Source organism: Rhodoferax sp. AJA081-3 (assembly GCF_017798165.1).
Lineage (GTDB): Bacteria > Pseudomonadota > Gammaproteobacteria > Burkholderiales > Burkholderiaceae_C > Allorhodoferax.
The window spans coordinates 5,117,315-5,132,852 of record NZ_CP059068.1 but is presented as its reverse complement, the minus strand read 5'-3'; the positions used below and the strand labels follow the sequence as shown (position 1 = coordinate 5,132,852).

At 60.5% G+C, this 15,538-nt stretch carries 16 protein-coding genes; 9 read left to right on the top strand and 7 right to left on the bottom strand.

Going from position 1 to position 15,538, the window contains the following annotated elements; genetic code table 11:
• The first annotated feature begins 16 nt into the window (after nucleotides 1-16).
• From HZ993_RS24040 to HZ993_RS24030, 3 genes are read left to right on the top strand one after another with little or no spacing between them, the layout of a single operon-like run.
• Entirely contained in the window at nucleotides 17-688 is a 672-nt protein-coding gene (locus HZ993_RS24040) for an SGNH/GDSL hydrolase family protein (RefSeq protein WP_209395203.1), read from the top strand.
• Nucleotides 685-1,293 carry a CDP-diacylglycerol--serine O-phosphatidyltransferase gene (pssA, locus tag HZ993_RS24035; RefSeq protein ID WP_209395202.1) on the top strand — a complete coding sequence of 203 codons (609 nt, stop codon included), beginning with the start codon at nucleotides 685-687 and terminating at the stop codon, nucleotides 1,291-1,293. Before HZ993_RS24040 ends, pssA begins: the two co-directional genes overlap by 4 nt.
• Nucleotides 1,294-1,311: 18 nt before the next feature.
• Nucleotides 1,312-2,229, top strand: a complete 918-nt coding sequence (locus HZ993_RS24030; RefSeq protein WP_209395201.1) for a pyridoxal-phosphate dependent enzyme — start codon at nucleotides 1,312-1,314, stop codon at nucleotides 2,227-2,229.
• Here the strand turns inward: HZ993_RS24030 and HZ993_RS24025 are convergent.
• From HZ993_RS24025 to HZ993_RS24015, 3 genes are read right to left on the bottom strand one after another with little or no spacing between them, the layout of a single operon-like run.
• A complete protein-coding gene (locus HZ993_RS24025; RefSeq protein WP_245213758.1) occupies nucleotides 2,224-3,072 on the bottom strand; it encodes an ABC transporter permease in 849 nt (282 codons plus the stop codon). The genes HZ993_RS24030 and HZ993_RS24025 overlap by 6 nt on opposite strands.
• A 2-nt stretch (nucleotides 3,073-3,074) precedes the next feature.
• Nucleotides 3,075-3,890: an ABC transporter ATP-binding protein gene (locus tag HZ993_RS24020; RefSeq protein WP_209395200.1), complete on the bottom strand. Its 816-nt coding sequence runs from the start codon at nucleotides 3,888-3,890 to the stop codon at nucleotides 3,075-3,077.
• 26 nt (nucleotides 3,891-3,916) lie between these two features.
• Nucleotides 3,917-4,963: an ABC transporter substrate-binding protein gene (locus tag HZ993_RS24015; RefSeq protein WP_209395199.1), complete on the bottom strand. Its 1,047-nt coding sequence runs from the start codon at nucleotides 4,961-4,963 to the stop codon at nucleotides 3,917-3,919.
• 140 nt (nucleotides 4,964-5,103) lie between these two features.
• Between HZ993_RS24015 and HZ993_RS24010 the strand changes: the two genes are divergently transcribed.
• The 3 genes from HZ993_RS24010 to HZ993_RS24000 all read left to right on the top strand — a co-directional run bounded on the left by HZ993_RS24010 (nucleotide 5,104) and on the right by HZ993_RS24000 (nucleotide 7,533).
• On the top strand, nucleotides 5,104-6,570 hold the full coding sequence (locus HZ993_RS24010; RefSeq protein WP_209395198.1) for a PAS domain-containing sensor histidine kinase: 1,467 nt from the start codon (nucleotides 5,104-5,106) through the stop codon (nucleotides 6,568-6,570).
• A 187-nt stretch (nucleotides 6,571-6,757) separates the two neighbouring features.
• Nucleotides 6,758-6,970, top strand: coding sequence for a 30S ribosomal protein S21 (gene rpsU, locus HZ993_RS24005; protein WP_094477962.1), 213 nt, complete (start codon nucleotides 6,758-6,760; stop codon nucleotides 6,968-6,970).
• 113 nt (nucleotides 6,971-7,083) lie between these two features.
• Nucleotides 7,084-7,533 (top strand): GatB/YqeY domain-containing protein, encoded by a 450-nt coding sequence (locus HZ993_RS24000; RefSeq protein WP_209395197.1) that lies wholly within the window; start codon nucleotides 7,084-7,086, stop codon nucleotides 7,531-7,533.
• A gap of 47 nt (nucleotides 7,534-7,580) precedes the next feature.
• Here HZ993_RS24000 and pmbA read toward each other — a convergent pair whose 3' ends face one another.
• Complete coding sequence (pmbA, locus tag HZ993_RS23995) at nucleotides 7,581-8,999, bottom strand: metalloprotease PmbA (RefSeq protein WP_209395196.1); 1,419 nt, start codon at nucleotides 8,997-8,999, stop codon at nucleotides 7,581-7,583.
• A gap of 25 nt (nucleotides 9,000-9,024) precedes the next feature.
• Between pmbA and yjgA the strand changes: the two genes are divergently transcribed.
• Entirely contained in the window at nucleotides 9,025-9,687 is a 663-nt protein-coding gene (yjgA, locus tag HZ993_RS23990) for a ribosome biogenesis factor YjgA (RefSeq protein WP_209395195.1), read from the top strand.
• Nucleotides 9,684-10,310 carry a molybdopterin adenylyltransferase gene (mog, locus tag HZ993_RS23985; RefSeq protein WP_245213757.1) on the top strand — a complete coding sequence of 209 codons (627 nt, stop codon included), beginning with the start codon at nucleotides 9,684-9,686 and terminating at the stop codon, nucleotides 10,308-10,310. Before yjgA ends, mog begins: the two co-directional genes overlap by 4 nt.
• Here mog and cysE read toward each other — a convergent pair.
• Together cysE and HZ993_RS23975 are read right to left on the bottom strand one after the other, a co-directional pair.
• Nucleotides 10,288-11,073: a serine O-acetyltransferase gene (gene cysE / locus HZ993_RS23980; protein WP_209395194.1), complete on the bottom strand. Its 786-nt coding sequence runs from the start codon at nucleotides 11,071-11,073 to the stop codon at nucleotides 10,288-10,290. The two genes, mog and cysE, sit on opposite strands and share 23 nt — an antisense overlap.
• 59 nt (nucleotides 11,074-11,132) lie before the next feature.
• Nucleotides 11,133-11,972 (bottom strand): RNA methyltransferase, encoded by an 840-nt coding sequence (locus tag HZ993_RS23975; RefSeq protein WP_209395193.1) that lies wholly within the window; start codon nucleotides 11,970-11,972, stop codon nucleotides 11,133-11,135.
• A gap of 88 nt (nucleotides 11,973-12,060) precedes the next feature.
• Here HZ993_RS23975 and HZ993_RS23970 point away from each other — a divergent pair, with 88 nt between their 5' ends.
• Nucleotides 12,061-12,993, top strand: coding sequence for an inositol monophosphatase family protein (locus tag HZ993_RS23970; protein WP_209395192.1), 933 nt, complete (start codon nucleotides 12,061-12,063; stop codon nucleotides 12,991-12,993).
• A gap of 30 nt (nucleotides 12,994-13,023) precedes the next feature.
• Here HZ993_RS23970 and HZ993_RS23965 read toward each other — a convergent pair whose 3' ends face one another.
• The gene (locus tag HZ993_RS23965) at nucleotides 13,024-15,501 is read right to left on the bottom strand and encodes an EAL domain-containing protein (protein ID WP_209395191.1); all 2,478 of its coding nucleotides are present in this window, start codon (nucleotides 15,499-15,501) and stop codon (nucleotides 13,024-13,026) included.
• Nucleotides 15,502-15,538 lie beyond the last annotated feature (37 nt).

Sequence of the window (15,538 nt, the reverse complement as noted above, 5' to 3'; positions counted from 1 at the left end):
CACCACTCTGATAAACATGATTGAGCAACACCTACTGTGCTATGGCGACTCCGTTTCCTGGGGCATCATCCCCGGCACGCGGCAACGCCATGTTTATGAAAAACGCTGGCCCGGCATTCTGCAGGCCCTGTTGGGTTCCAAGGTCCGGGTCATTGAGGAATGCCTAAACGGCCGAACCACTGCGTGGGATGATCCGTTTCGCCCCAACCGCAATGGCAAGGACCAGTTGTTGCCGGCGCTGCAAAGCCATGCGCCGCTGGACCTTGTCATTCTTTTCTTGGGTACCAACGATATGCAAACCGTGTACGGCGTTAATGCGTACGCATCGTCCTTGGGCGCCGGTGTGTTGGTCGACACGGTGCTGTCGTGCCGCGCAGAGCCTATGCAGCACCCGCCCAAAGTACTCCTGGTTTCGCCACCACGCATTGTTCGACCCTGTGGAGCGATGGTCGAGAAATTCCGCGGCGCGGAAGAGAAATCCGCAGAATTTACCCATTGGTATCGGCGCATAGCCGATGAGCGCGGGTGTGGCTACTTCGATGCCGCAGAAGTGGTGCACCCCAGTGTGGTCGACGGTGTGCATTGGGACGAAGCCCAGCACCAACAGTTTGCGACAGCCATGCATACACATGTCACACAGTTGTTGGCCACCGCCAAGTCCCGTCATCTTCCAAAAGGAATTGCATGAAACCCTTCTCCATGATCCGCGAGTTCCATCTGGCCGACTGGTTCACGCTTGGCAATGCCGTGTGTGGCATCGGCTCCATCTTTTCCACAATGACCTATGTGTTGAGTGATGATGTAACCCACGTCTACTACGCCGCAGCTTTGGTCTTTGCCGCGCTGGTGTTTGACATACTGGATGGCCGTATCGCCCGCTGGCGCAACAAGTCCTCCGCCATGGGCCGCGAGCTGGACTCGCTGGCGGACATCATCTCGTTTGGTGTGGCACCCGCCATCCTGGCCTATGGCTGCGGCATGCGCGGTTTGTACGACCGTGTACTGCTGGCCTATTTTGTGGCTTGCGGCGTGTCACGCCTGGCCCGCTACAACATCACCGCCGAAGAAATATCGCAGGGTACCGGAAAAGTCACCTACTTCGAGGGCACGCCTATACCCACATCCTTCCTGCTGGTGATGCTGCTGGCTGTTGCTGCGGCCTATGGTGCAGTGGGCGAGAACCTGTGGTTTGGTACCGTAACGCTTGCCGGCTTTACGCTGCACCCGCTGGCGTTGCTGTTCGGCGTGTCGGGCTCCCTGATGATCAGCCGCATTCGTATTCCGAAACCTTGATGGACTTTGCGTTCAACCATGCCCCTGCACATTGAAACCCCGCTCATCCAATCCCGCCAACTGAGTCAGTTATCCGGTCGCACCATCTGGCTCAAGATGGACGCCTTGCAGGCTCCGGGTTCATTCAAGATCCGCGGAGTGGGCCATGCCTGTACGGAGTATGTACGCCGCGGTGCGCGCCGCTTGGTGTCGTCATCAGGTGGCAATGCAGGTCTTGCGGTGGCCTATGCGGGTCGGTCCATGGGTGTGCCCGTGACGGTCGTGGTGCCGCAAACCACATCGGAGCGGGCCAAGGAGTTGCTCCGGCTGGAGGATGCGGAAGTTATTGTCCACGGCGCCAGCTGGCAAGAGGCGAACGAACTGGCGCTGTCCCTGGTGGGGCCTACGGACGCTTTTCTGCACCCGTTTGACGACCCCCTGTTATGGCGAGGGCACGCAACGGTGATAGACGAAGTCGCCCAATCAGGACTCCAACCGGACGCCGTGGTGTTGTCCGTGGGTGGGGGCGGTTTGTTGTCCGGTGTGGCCGAAGGCCTGCACCGCAATGGCTGGGGCCATATTCCCATCATCGCCGTGGAGACCGAGGGTGCGGCGTCTTTCCATGCTGCGGCCAAGGCCGGGCATGCGGTGCAGTTGGACCAGATCAGCAGCATCGCCACATCCCTAGGCGCCAAGCGGGTGTGTGATCAGGCGGTGAAGTGGTCCCATGCGCACCCCATACAGAGTGTGCTGGTGTCAGACAAAAGTGCCGTGTCAGCCTGTGCGCGTTTTCTGGCCGATCACCGCGTGTTGGTGGAGCCCGCATGTGGGGCCAGCCTGGCGCTGGCCTATGAGCAGTCGCCAACGCTTGAGCCATTCAAGACCGTATTGGTCGTGGTCTGCGGCGGCGCTACCGCAACCGCTGATCAGCTCCGTGAATGGGCACGCACACTATAGTTTTTCTGACTCACCCTGGCGCGGTTGCCACTTCATCAAGCGCCGCTCCAGTTTGCCCACGGCACTATCGAGCAGCAGTGCACAGGCGGTCAGCACCACGATCCCGGCGAAGACGGTGTTGACATCAAAAGTGCCTTCTGCCTGCAGAATCAGGTAACCCACGCCCCGTGCCGAGCCCAGGTACTCCCCTACTACCGCACCCACAAAGGCCAGCCCCACCGACGTGTGCAAACTGGAGAACACCCAGGCCATGGCACTGGGCAAATACACCGTGCGCAACAGTTGGCGCTGATTGGCGCCCAGCATGCGCGCGTTGGCCAGCACCACCGGACTGACTTCCTTGACACCCTGGTACACGTTAAAAAACACAACAAAAAACACCAGCGTGATGGCCAAGGCCACTTTGCTCCAGATGCCCAAGCCGAACCACAGCGCAAAGATGGGCGCCAGGATGACGCGGGGCATGGAGTTGGCCGCCTTGATATAGGGTTCCAGAATGGCACTGGCAAGGGGTGACAGCGCGAGCCAAAGGCCGCACATCAGCCCGAGTGCGGTCCCAATCCCAAAGGCCAAAATCGTCTCCAACAGAGTGACGCCCAGGTGGCGGTAAATGTCTGCCCGCCCTGCCAAACCATCGGGAAACAACCAACTGGCCCCCTGTTCAAAGGGCATAAACCAGGACCACAGGCGACCCAAAACCTGCACCGGCTGGCCGATGAAGAAGGCCAACTGCGGGTCCCGTGACGCCAGTTGCCAGATCAAAACAAAAATCACCAGGACAGCGATCTGCCAGACGCGCAGATTGGACTCGGAGGGGCGCAAACGGTTCAGGAGTCGGGCCACGCTCACGCCACCCTGCCAAGTTGCTGTGCGTAGGCTTTCAGCACCTCTTCACGCAGCACATTCCATATCTCTGCGTGTAATGCGATGGCACGGGGGTGGACGCGTTGTTCGGCCACGTCGCGGGGCCGCGGCAGATCGATGTCGAACGCACCGATGGGATGGGTGGCAGGCCCCGCAGACAACACCACGACGCGGTCGCTCAGCGCAATGGCTTCGTCCAGGTCATGGGTGATAAACAACACGGCCTTCCTCTTGGCTGCCCAGAGCGCCAGCACCTCGTTCTCCATCAGTTGGCGGGTCTGGACGTCGAGGGCGCTAAAGGGCTCGTCCATCAGAATGATGTCAGGGTCCAGCGCCAATACCTGGGCCAATGCGGTGCGCTTGCGCATGCCACCGGAGAGTTGGTGGGGGTAACTGTCGGAGAACCCACCCAGACCCACACGCTGCAACCACTCCAACGCCTGCTCGCGCGCCTGCGCATCGGGCAGCCCGCGGTACTGCAGGCCCAACATGACGTTTTGCAGTGCCGTGTTCCATGGCATCAGGGCATCGGTCTGAAACATGTACCCCGCCCGTGTGTTGAGTCCCGTCAAGTGCTGGCCAAAAACACGCACCTCTCCACCCGACGGCGCCAACAGCCCGGCCGCAATGTTCAACAGCGTGGATTTGCCGCATCCGGTAGGCCCGACGACCGACACAAACTCGCCGGCACGGATGCTAAGGGTCGTGTCGGACACTGCCGTGTAGCGTTGGGCGCCCACATGGCGCGGACGAAAGACGCAGGAAATATTTAGGAACTCCAGCGCGTATTCGGTCATGCAGTCCCTGTTCGGCCAAACGGCAACTAAGCCTTGAAGCGCTCTTTGGCCTTGCGGGCGAAGGTGTTGGTGTAGGTCATGGCGAGGTCAATTTTCTCGGCCTTGATGGTCGTGTCAAAACTGGCAAGCGTACGCAACGCCGTGCGTGCACCTTCATCGGACAGGACACCATCCTGCGAAATAGCTTCGCGCACTTTATCGAATGCCGCCAGGTACAGGGCCCGATCACCCAGCAGGTATGCCTCCGGTACGGTTTTGACGATGTCGCTGGGGCCAGCCGTTTGCAGCCACTTCAAGCTGCGGACAATGGCGTTGGCCAAGGCCTGCACGGTAGCGGGATTCTTCTGTACAAACTCGACCGGTGCATACAGGCAACCGGCGGGCATGGAGCCGCCAAATACATCCACCGTACCTTTGAGTGTGCGGGTGTCGGCAATGATGCGGATTTCACCCTTCTGCTCCAGCATGGTCATCACCGGATCGGTGTTGCTCATGGCATCGATTTGACCCGAACGAAAGGCCGCCAATGCCCCCGCTGCAGTGCCCACTCCGACAAAACTGACATCACCGGGTTTGACGCCTGCGCGTGACAGTATCAGGTTAGCCACCATATTGGTGGACGAGCCCGGTGCCGATACCCCTATCTTCTTGCCCCGTAGGTCAGACACCGTTTTGTAATCCGGCATGGTTTTGGGTGAGATGCCAACCGATATCTGCGGCGCACGCCCCTGCAATACAAAGGCCTGAAACTTTTGCCCCTTGGACTGCAGGTTGATGGTGTGCTCAAAAGCACCGGACACCACATCGGCTGAACCGCCGACCACGGCCTGCAAGGCGCGTGAACCACCCGCAAAATCACTGATCTCTACCTCCAGCCCCTCGGCCTTGAAGTAACCTAACTGTTCGGCAATGGTCAGGGGCAGGTAATAAAACGCTGCCTTGCCACCCACTGCAATGGCGACCTTGGTCTTTTCCAATGGCGTCTGCGCCAAGAGCGCGGGCGCTGCAAACGAAGCAGTCGAGAGTGCGGAAACAGCGGCAAACGTGCGTCGGTTAAACGGGGTGTCGTGCATGGCGATTCCAGTAGGTGTTTGGCGGATTGTACTGAGCGACCACGCACCCGCAACCCCACAAACAAACGCCTGACCGCACCCTGAAATGGGTAAGATAAAGTCAGGAAGGGCCAACTGCATACACGCACTGGCATTCAACCATGAATCCTGAACCGCTAGAGGTAGAACTGGCCCGACTGCGCGCCATCGTCGAGCGCTGCGGTGAGGGCCTGGTTGTGATCCAAAACGACCAGTTTGTATTTGCCAACAACCGCGCTACCGAACTGCTGCAGAGCAGTCGCGAAGAGATGATGGCCGAGGGTTATCTGTACCGCATCCACCCGGAAGACCGCCCCTGGATAGAGGAACGGCGCAAGCAAAGACTGGCGGGCCAGGAAGTACCCAACCGGTATGAAGTGCGGGCCCTGCTGGCAAACGGGGATGTGCGCTGGCTAGACATTGGCGTCACCATGATCCCCTGGGGCGATGCGCCAGCCACGCTGACCTTTTTCTCCGACGTCACCGAACGCAAGCAAGCCCATGCCGAGCTGCAACGGGCGTCCGTTGAGCGCGAGGCCATTTTGCACAACGCACTGGTGGGAATTGTGCTGTCCGTGGACCGGCACAACCAATGGGTGAATGACAAATTTGCCGAAATGGTGGGTTACAGCCGGGAAGAACTGATAGGGGTGTCATCCGCCATGTTGCATGCCGACCGCGACGTGTGGGCACAACTGGGCCGCGAACAACGTGCAGCCCTGGTTGCGACCGGTACCAGCTCCAGCGTGCGACAACTCAAGCGGCGCAATGGTGAGCTGTTTTGGGTCCACATGGAGGGGCAGTGTGTGCGCAAGAACGACCCCGATGCGGGTGTCATCTGGACCTTTCTGGACATCACCGAACGGCTCAAGGCCGAACAGGACACCCAGATTGCACTGGAGCAGCAAAAGGAGCTCAATACGCTGCGCTCGCGTTTTGTGGCCATGACCAGCCATGAGTTCCGCACCCCACTGTCCACCATTCTGACGTCCGCAGAGTTACTGAAATACTATGACGACCGCCTGCCCAAAGCCGAAAAACTGGAAATCATCAAGACCATTGAAGACGGCGTGCAACGCATGAAACGCATGCTGGACCGTGTGTTGCTGCTGGGCAAGGTTGAGGCCCACATGCTGGAATTTCGCCCCCATGCCGTCAATCTGCTCCAGATCTGCCAGGAACTGGTTGAGGACACCCGGACCCAGCACCCACTATCGCGCAGCGAAATCACCACGGACTTCTCCCAAACAACTGCGATGGGGATGTTCGACGAAAAACTGCTGCACCACATTTTTGGAAACCTGCTGTCCAACGCGCTCAAATACTCGCCCCAGGGCGGCGCCGTTGCATTCAGTGTGGTCTCCACGCCAGAACACACCGTATTCCAGGTGTCCGACCAGGGCATTGGCATCCCACCGGACGAAATTCCCCACCTTTTTGAATCGTTCCACCGGGCCAGCAATGTGGGAGACATCCAAGGCACGGGTTTGGGGCTCGCTATTGTCAAAAATGCCGTGGATCTGCATGGTGGAAGCATCCAGGTCACCAGTGCGCCCGGTCTGGGTACCACGTTTACCGTGCGCCTTTGAGCACGCCTTACAGCATTTGGGGCAAAAATTGCGATCCCCGACTGCAATAACGCTATAATCCAAGGCTTTTCTGGCATTGCCCCGTCGGCCAAATACTAGTTACAGACGGGGAAATCGCTGAACGTGGCATGTGGGGCTCGATCTCCCCCCGTGACTGGCGGCAGCACATTTTGGACAACATTACGTAATGACAACCATCCGTGTAAAAGAAAACGAGCCGTTTGACGTCGCTCTGCGTCGCTTCAAGCGCACTATCGAAAAATTGGGTTTGCTGACAGACTTGCGCGCACGCGAGTTTTATGAGAAGCCCACTGCAGAGCGCAAGCGCAAGAAGGCAGCCGCCGTCAAGCGCAACTACAAACGCATCCGCAGCATGCAATTGCCCAAGAAGATGTACTGATCAAACAGTACTGCCTTCCAAGGCCCAAAAAAAGCTCGCTTGGGGACGCTCCGGCGGGCTTTTTTATTTTCATAACCTGTTTTATTTTCTTCACCACCTCCAGGAAGCCTGCAATGTCATCACTCAAAGACCAAATCACCGAAGACATGAAAACCGCCATGCGCGCCAAGGACAGCGAGCGCCTGGGCACCATCCGCCTGCTGCTGGCCGCCTGCAAGCAGCGCGAGGTGGATGAGCGCATCGTGCTGGACGATGCCGCCGTGGTCGCCATCGTGGACAAACTGATCAAGCAGCGCAAGGACAGCGTGGAGGCCTTCATCAAGGCCGAGCGCCAGGAGTTGGCCGACAAGGAAACCGCCGAGATCAAGGTCTTGCAGGCCTATCTGCCCCAGCGACTGAGTGCCGACGAGGTGCTGGCTGAGGTCAAGGCCATCGTCGCCGAACTGGGCGCCACTGGCCCCGGTGATATGGGCAAGGTCATGGGTGTGGTGAAGACACGCCTGGCCGGCAAGGCCGAAATGGGCACTGTCTCGGCCGCGGTGAAGACCGCGCTGGCGGGTTAATGCAAAACGGGGCCTGATGGGCCCCGTTCTTTTGAATAGGCAGGTTTTCAGCTACCCGCCACCTTCATGCGGTTGATCAGGATGGACCCCACGGTCTTTGCGCCATAGTTATAGATATCGGCCCCAACTGCCTCAATACCCTTGAGCATGGCTTTCATGTTGCCGGCAATCGTGATCTCGTGCACCGGGTAGGCAATACGCCCCTTCTCCACCCAGAACCCGCTGGCGCCGCGTGAGTAGTCACCCGTCACATAGTTCACGCCTTGCCCCATCAGCTCGGTCACAAACAGGCCGGTGCCCAGCTTTTGCAGCATGGCATCCAGGTCGTCAGTTGCGCGCGTCAGTCGTGACGTGAACGTCAGATTGTGGGAGCCACCCGAATTGCCCGTGGTCTGCATGCCCAGCTTGCGCGCCGTGTAGCTGCTCAAGAAATAACCCTTGACCCGGCCACCTTCGATCACCTGGCGGGGCCGCACGCTGACACCTTCGTCATCAAACGGCGAACTGCCCTTGCCACGCAGCACAAACGGGTCTTCCAACATGTCGATATGTTTGGGCAAGATTATCTTGTCCAGCGAATCCAGCAGAAAAGTGCTCTTGCGGTACATAGCGCCACCGCTCAATGCCTGCACCAAGCCACCGACCAGGCCCGCAGCCAGTGGCGATTCAAACAACACCGGGCACTCCAGCGTGGCGATCTTGCGCGCCTTCAGGCGGCTTAACGCCCGCTCGGCGGCGTATCGACCAATGGCCTGGGGAGATGCCAATGCGTCGGGGTGGCGCATGGAACTGTACCAACTGTCGCGCTGCATGTCCTTGCCCTTGCCGGCAATGGGCGATACCGACATGGAATGGCGCGAGCTGGCATAACCGCCACGAAAGCCATGGGTGTGGGCGCTGAAAAAATGCGACTGCTGGGCCGACACGGCCGCACCTTCGCTGTTGGTGATCTTTTTGCTGGTGGACAAGGCTGCCGCTTCACACTCCAGCGCCAGACGCATAGCTTCTTCACTGGTCAGCGCCCAGGGGAAGAACAGGTCCAGATCACGCTCGCGGTCGGCCACCGGCGCAATATCTTTGACATCGGGCAGGCTGGCAAAGCTGTCTTCGGCGGTGAAACGGGCGATGTCATAGGCCGCACCCACGGTCTGCGCAATCGCCTCATCCGAGAAGTCGGATGTGCTGGCATTGCCGCGGCGCTGGCCCACGTAGACCGTGACACCCAGGGACTTGTCGCGGTTGCGCTCCACATTTTCCAGTTCGCCATTGCGCACGGACACGCTCAGGCCGCAGCCCTCGGACACTTCAGCCCCCGCATCGGTGGCGCCCAGCTTTTTGGCATGGGCCAGAGCCTTGTCCACCAGCGATTCGAAAAAAGGCCGACTAAATGCAAAACCGCTGTCGGCTGGCTTGGTGGATGTGGCGCCTGTGGGCGACGATGGGAGGGAGGATTGGGGGGTCTTCATAGCGGAGGCTATGATACTTGTCTATATGAGCAAACTAAAAAAAGGCTATTTCGTCAAAGGCAAATTTGTGGCGGAAGGCAGTGAACTGGACCTGGAACTCAAGCGCGAGCTCAAGGGAACCGACGACAAAAGCCGCACCGACCTCAAACGCGAGAGCACCGAGCTGCAAAAGCTGGGTGAAGACCTGCTGACACTGCGGGCAGAGTTGCTGAAGCGACTGGAACTACCCGACAAGCTGATGGAAGCGATTGCAGAATACAAACGCATCACCAACTTTGAAGGTCGCCGGCGCCTCCTGCAGTTCATCGGCAAGCGCATGCGCCAACTGGAGCCCGCAACATTGGATGCCATCCGCGTCGCAATTGACGAGCAGCACGCACCCTCCGCCAAGGAAACCCTGGCCCTACACGCGGCCGAGCAGTGGCGTGACCGCCTGATCGCCGACGACGATGCGGTTGGCCAGTGGGTCAACATCAACCCCGCCACCGACATCCAGCAGCTGCGCGCCCTGGTTCGCCAGGCCCGCAAAGATGCCAAGCCCGAGAAGCCCGGCGCTGCCGTGCGCCATGGCCGCGCCTACCGTGACATCTTTCAAATCGTCCGTGAACATCTGTTGCATGGCAGCGATGTGCCGGACCCGATTGGCCCGGAAGACGACTTCCCCGACAACCCAGGAGCTGATGCGTGAGTGCTGATGCAGCCTTGCCGCCCCTGGATACGGTCAAGATCGGCATCGTGTCGATCAGCGACCGCGCGTCGACAGGTGTGTACGAAGACAAAGGCCTTCCCGCGCTAAAAGACTGGCTGGCCCGCGCCCTGCAAAACCCCCTGCAGTTCGAAGCCCGGCTGATACCGGATGAACAGGCCACCATCAGTGCGACTTTGATCGAATTGGTGGATGCCGGCTGTAGCCTGGTGCTGACCACCGGTGGCACCGGCCCTGCCCTGCGTGACGTGACACCCGAGGCCACGCTTGCTGTGGCGCACAAGGAAATGCCGGGTTTTGGAGAGCAAATGCGCCAGATCAGCCTGGCATTTGTGCCCACCGCCATCCTGTCGCGCCAGGTGGCAGTGATCCGTGGCAACAGTTTGATCATCAACCTGCCCGGCCAGCCCAAGGCCATTGCTGAAACGCTGGAAGGCTTGAAAGATGCCGACGGCCAGCAGCGTGTCAACGGCATCTTTGCCGCCGTGCCCTACTGCATCGATTTGATTGGCGGGCCCTACCTGCAAACGGTGGATGCGGTGTGTAAAGCCTTCCGGCCCAAAACCGCGATCCGCGCCTTCGCTACTTCCCAACCAGCTGGTTGAGGCGTTCGGCCTCGAAACACTCTTTGCGGGCCGCGTCACCCGGCACACAGTCTGGCAGGCAATCTGCGCTGTTGCGGCTGGCGGACAGGGTCTCAATCGCCTTCCACAACAGCGCAATCTGGTGCTCCTGGCCGGATGCCGAGTCGATCAGGCCGCGTAATGCCTGACTGACGGGGTCGTCCTCCTGGGTGATGCCGTAGGCGCTGAACTTGGGCTCGGAGTGGGTGACATCCGCACTCTCCCCGGTTTTGCTGGGGATGATGCGGGCCGGAATGCCCACCGCCGTGGCGCCCGGTGGCACGGGTTTGATGACCACGGCATTGCTGCCGATCTTGGCACCATCACCCACCACAAAACCGCCCAGCACCTTGGCCCCGGCGCTCACCACCACGTCTTTGCCCAGGGTAGGGTGGCGTTTGGCGCCCTTGTACAGCGAGGTGCCGCCCAGCGTCACACCCTGGTAGATGGTGCAGCCATCACCAATTTCGGCGGTTTCCCCCACCACCGTGCCCATGGCGTGGTCAAAGAACACCCGCTCACCAATGACGGCACCAGGGTGGATTTCGATACCTGTAAACCAGCGGGACATATGCGAGATAAACCGCCCCAGCCACTTGAAGCCATGGGTCCAGCACCAGTGCGCCCTGCGGTGCAGGACCAGGGCATGCAGACCGGGGTAGCAGGTCAGCACCTCCCAGGTCGTGCGCGCCGCGGGATCGCGGTCCAGGATGCATTGGATGTCGGAGCGTAGGCGTGAAAACATGCTTAGAAGTCTACCTGCTGCGCGGTAGGCCTGTTGTCACACTGGCTAAGCGCATTCGTTTAGGCCTGGCCTTTGCCAGCCGATTGCTGCAGTATGGCCTTGGCAATGCCGCGCAAAATGTGGATTTCTTCCTGCGTCACACCCGCGCGATTGAACAGCTGGTTCAGGCGGGGCATGAGCTTCTTGGGGGCGGCAGGGTCCAGAAAACCCAGCGCCACCAGGGATTGCTCCAGATGGGTCAGCATGCCGGCCACCTGGGCGGCATCAGCCATGACGGCAGGTGCGGGTGCCGGTGCAGGCATGGGTTCCGAGGCGTCCACTGGAAATCCGCCCAAAGCCAGCCGCCATTCGTAGGCGATCACTTGCAATGCTGCGCCGATGTTCAGTGAACCAAACTTGGGGTTGCTGGGAATGCTCAGACAGGCGTGGCAACGGTAGACGTCCTCGTTGCGCATGCCGAAACGCTCGGAGCCGAATAGAAAACCAATGCCCTGCTGGGCAGGGTTTGCAGCCTCTACAACCTCCCCTGCGGAAGAGCCTTGAGTCAAATCGGCCTCTAGCCCCCGTGCAATATGACTAAATCGCTCTACTTTTGATAGCGATTCAAAATGCTCCCGCGGTGCTACTGTGGGTGGGCCGAAGTCGCGCGGCGTCATGGCGGTGGCGCACAGGTGGGTCAGACCGTCCAGTGCTTCGTCCAGCGTGTCCACGATGCGGCATTTGTCCAACACGTCCAGTGCGCCACTGGCGCGCTGGATGGTTTCCTCCCGGCGCAGCACATTGGCCCAGCGCGGCGCCACCAGCACCAGGTCGTCAAAGCCCATGGTTTTCATCGCGCGGGCGGCGGCCCCCACATTACCGGCATGGCTGGTGTTGATCAGAATAAAGCGGGTGTGCATGGCGCAGTTGGAGGTAAAACGGTAAAATGTTGCCTATTGTCGCCGTCTGCATCGCCAGATGGTCCCCTGTGCTCTTCCCCCAAAATTTATGTCGCTTAATCTGCACCCCATGGTCAACGTGGCCGTCAAGGCCGCCCGCGCTGCTGGCTCCATCATCAACCGCGCCGCCCTCGATATCGAATCCGTACGGGTCTCGCAAAAGAAGGCCAACGACTTTGTCACCGAAGTGGACCATGCTGCAGAACAGGCGATCATAGAAACCCTGCTGACGGCCTACCCCGGCCACGGCATCTGGGCCGAAGAATCCGGGCGCGAACATGGCGCCAAAGACTCCGAATTCGTCTGGATCATCGATCCGCTGGACGGCACGACCAACTTCATCCACGGCCTGCCCGTGTACTGCGTCAGCATCGCGCTGGCCGTCAAAGGCAAGGTCGAACAGGCCGTGGTCTACGACCCCACCCGCAACGACCTGTTTACCGCTACCAAGGGCCGCGGCGCCTTTTTGAACGACCGCCGCATCCGCGTTTCCAAACGCATCCAGCTCAAAGACGCGCTGCTGTCCACCGGTTTCCCCTTCCGCCCCGGCGACAACTTTGCCAACTACCTGACCATGATGGGCGACGTGATGAAACGCACCGCCGGCCTGCGCCGCCCCGGCGCCGCCGCACTGGACCTGGCCTATGTGGCCGCCGGTTATACCGAAGGCTTTTTTGAGACCGGTCTGCAGCCCTGGGATGTGGCCGCTGGATCGTTGCTGGTGACCGAGGCCGGTGGCCTGGTGGGCAACTTCACCGGTGAAGCCGACTTTTTGGACCAGCAAGAGTGCCTGGCGGGCAACCCGCGCATTTACGGCCAGCTGATCACCATCCTGGGCAAATACAGCAAATTTGCCAGTGCCGGCGAAAAGGCGGCTTTGCGCCAGGCCCGCCACGCCGCAGCCGCTGAAACGCCTGCTGCCAGTGCAGAAGGTGCAGATGACGACGCTACAACACCAGACGCTGAAGACGCGCCGCTGTAAGCCCGGCATTCACCGGCGCGCACCAGTGGTTCAGGCGCTGGGCAACGCCAGGCCGTCCACAGCCACCGGACGGCCAAAAAAATACCCCTGAAAAGCCTTGCAGCCGATTTTGAGCAAAAAGTCGCGCTGCCCGGCTGTTTCCACCCCCTCGGCCACCACACTCAGGTCCAGGCTATGGGCCAGGCTCAGAATGGTGCGGGCGATGGCTGCGTCGTTGGGGTCCGTCAGCACATCCCGCACAAACGACTGGTCGATCTTGAGCTGGTCCAGTGGCAGGCGCTTCAAGTAAGACAGCGATGAATAGCCGGTTCCAAAGTCATCCAGCGCAAAATTGACCCCAATGGACCGCAACTCCCCCATCTTGACGATGACGTCTTCAAAGTCGCTCAGCAGCATGCTTTCGGTCAACTCCAGCTTCAAGCGGTAGGGGTTGGCACCGCTGACGCGCAGCAGATCCAGCAACTGGTCGGTGAAATCGGGGTGGCGGAACTGGCGGGCGCTGACGTTGACGGCCATCGTGAGCCGGCGTGTGGCAGCGCTCGTATTCCAGGCCACCAGCTGGGCACAGGCCGCCTGCAACACCCACTGGCCCAGGGGGATGATCAGGCCGGCCTGCTCTGCCACCGGGATGAATTCTGCGGGTGACACCATGCCGCGCTGTGGGTGCTCCCAGCGCAGTAGAGCCTCTACGCCAGTGATGGCACCTTGTTCATCCACCACGGGCTGGTAGTGCAACGCAAACTCCTGGCGCTGCAAGGCCTTGCGCAGGTCAATTTCCAGTGCCGCGCGGGCACTGGCGGCTGCTTGCATGACCGGGTCAAAAAACCGCAACGTGTTGCGCCCGGCCGCCTTGGACTGGTACATCGCCAGGTCGGCCCGCTGCAACAACTCGTCCACACTCTGCTGGTGGCCAAAATACAGGGTCACGCCAATGCTGGGTGAACTGTGGTGGGCCTGCCCGTCCAGATCAAAGTGTTTGTTGATCGCCGCCAGCACCTTCTTGCCCACCACCTCTGCCTGCGCCGCGGCGTCTACCTCGACCGCCCCCAACTCTTCCAACATCACCACAAACTCGTCTCCGCCCAATCGGGCCACGGTGTCAATCGAACGCACACAGTCTGCAAGCCGCAGGGCCACCTGCTTGAGCAACTCATCACCCATGTGGTGGCCACGCGTGTCATTGAGCACCTTGAAATTGTCCAGGTCTATGAACAACAAGGCCCCAAAACAGGACCGCCGTGCGCTGGCGGCCACCGCCTGGTTGAGCCGGTCAATCAGCATGCGCCGGTTGGGCAACCCGGTTAGTGCGTCGTAAAAGGCCAGCCGTTCAATATCCGCCTCGGCCTGTTTGCGGGCGGTGATCTCGCGCCCGGTACCGCGGTAGCCCACAAACACACCTTGGTCGTCGAAGATAGGCGCGCCGCTGATGGACACCCACATGGGGCTGCCGTCGGTATGGCGGCGCACCATTTCGAAGTCGCGGAATGGCTGGTGGGCTTCCAGGGTGGCACGGTGCGCCGCCCACTGGGCGGGGCTGATACCCTCCCCGCCCGACTCCCACCGTGTCTTGCCAAGAAAACTTTCGGATGGAATGGCACGGTTGTTGTCCTGGTCTCCGTCCACACGCACAAAACGAAACTGGCTGTCCTGCTCCCAGTACCAGTCCGAGCTCAGCGCGGTGAGGCTGCGAAACCGGGCCTCACTTTGCTGCGCGGCCGCCAGTTGGTCAGCGGCGGCCTGCAAGGCCGCCCGTTCTCGGGAGATATCCTGCACCACCCCAAACTCGGCCTTTACCAGGCCGTTTTCCACCTGGCGGTGCATGCGCGAACGGATCCACAGGGTCTCGCCGTCGGGCCTGCGCCAGCGGTATTCCACAATGTCACCGTTCATTTGCTGGAGTGCCTGCTTGACCAGGGGCTTGTGTTCTTCGGCCACCCCCTGCATGTGGGCTCCCAGGGGTGCCGCCTGCATGTCGCCCAGGTTGCCGATGGCGCTGTAACCGCGCGACAGGCGCACCATGGCGTCCCCCGGGTACAGCACCCAGTGGCCCACCTTGGCCACCGACTCGGTCATTTCGTGCAGGGTCACCTGCCGGTTCAGCTTTTCATTGGTCTGGGCCAGCTGCTGCTCACCCGCCAGCACTGCAGCCTGGGACATGCGTTCCACCGTGACATCGCGCAGATAAAACAGGATGTAAGACTCGCCTGCCACATCCACCAACACGGCGTTCAGGCAAATCAGGCGGTGCACGCCGTGGGCCAGCACCATGGTGGTGTCCAGGTCACGCACGCGCCCACTGGTTTGCAGAGGTTGCAGTGCCTTGGCCCGCGTTTGTTCATCGGGCCAATGGCCAATGTCCACGGCCGTGCGACCCAGCACCTCGTCCCGGCTGAATCCGGTCAGACCGAGCCATTCGCGGTTGACGGCAATGATGGTGCTGTCGCGGGCCCGGGTCAGCGCGATGGCCTCCGGGCTTTCCATGAAGATGGCTTGAAAGAGTGCGTCCACCGATGGCTTTCAAATCTGGCAGGAGCCCTTGCGGTGT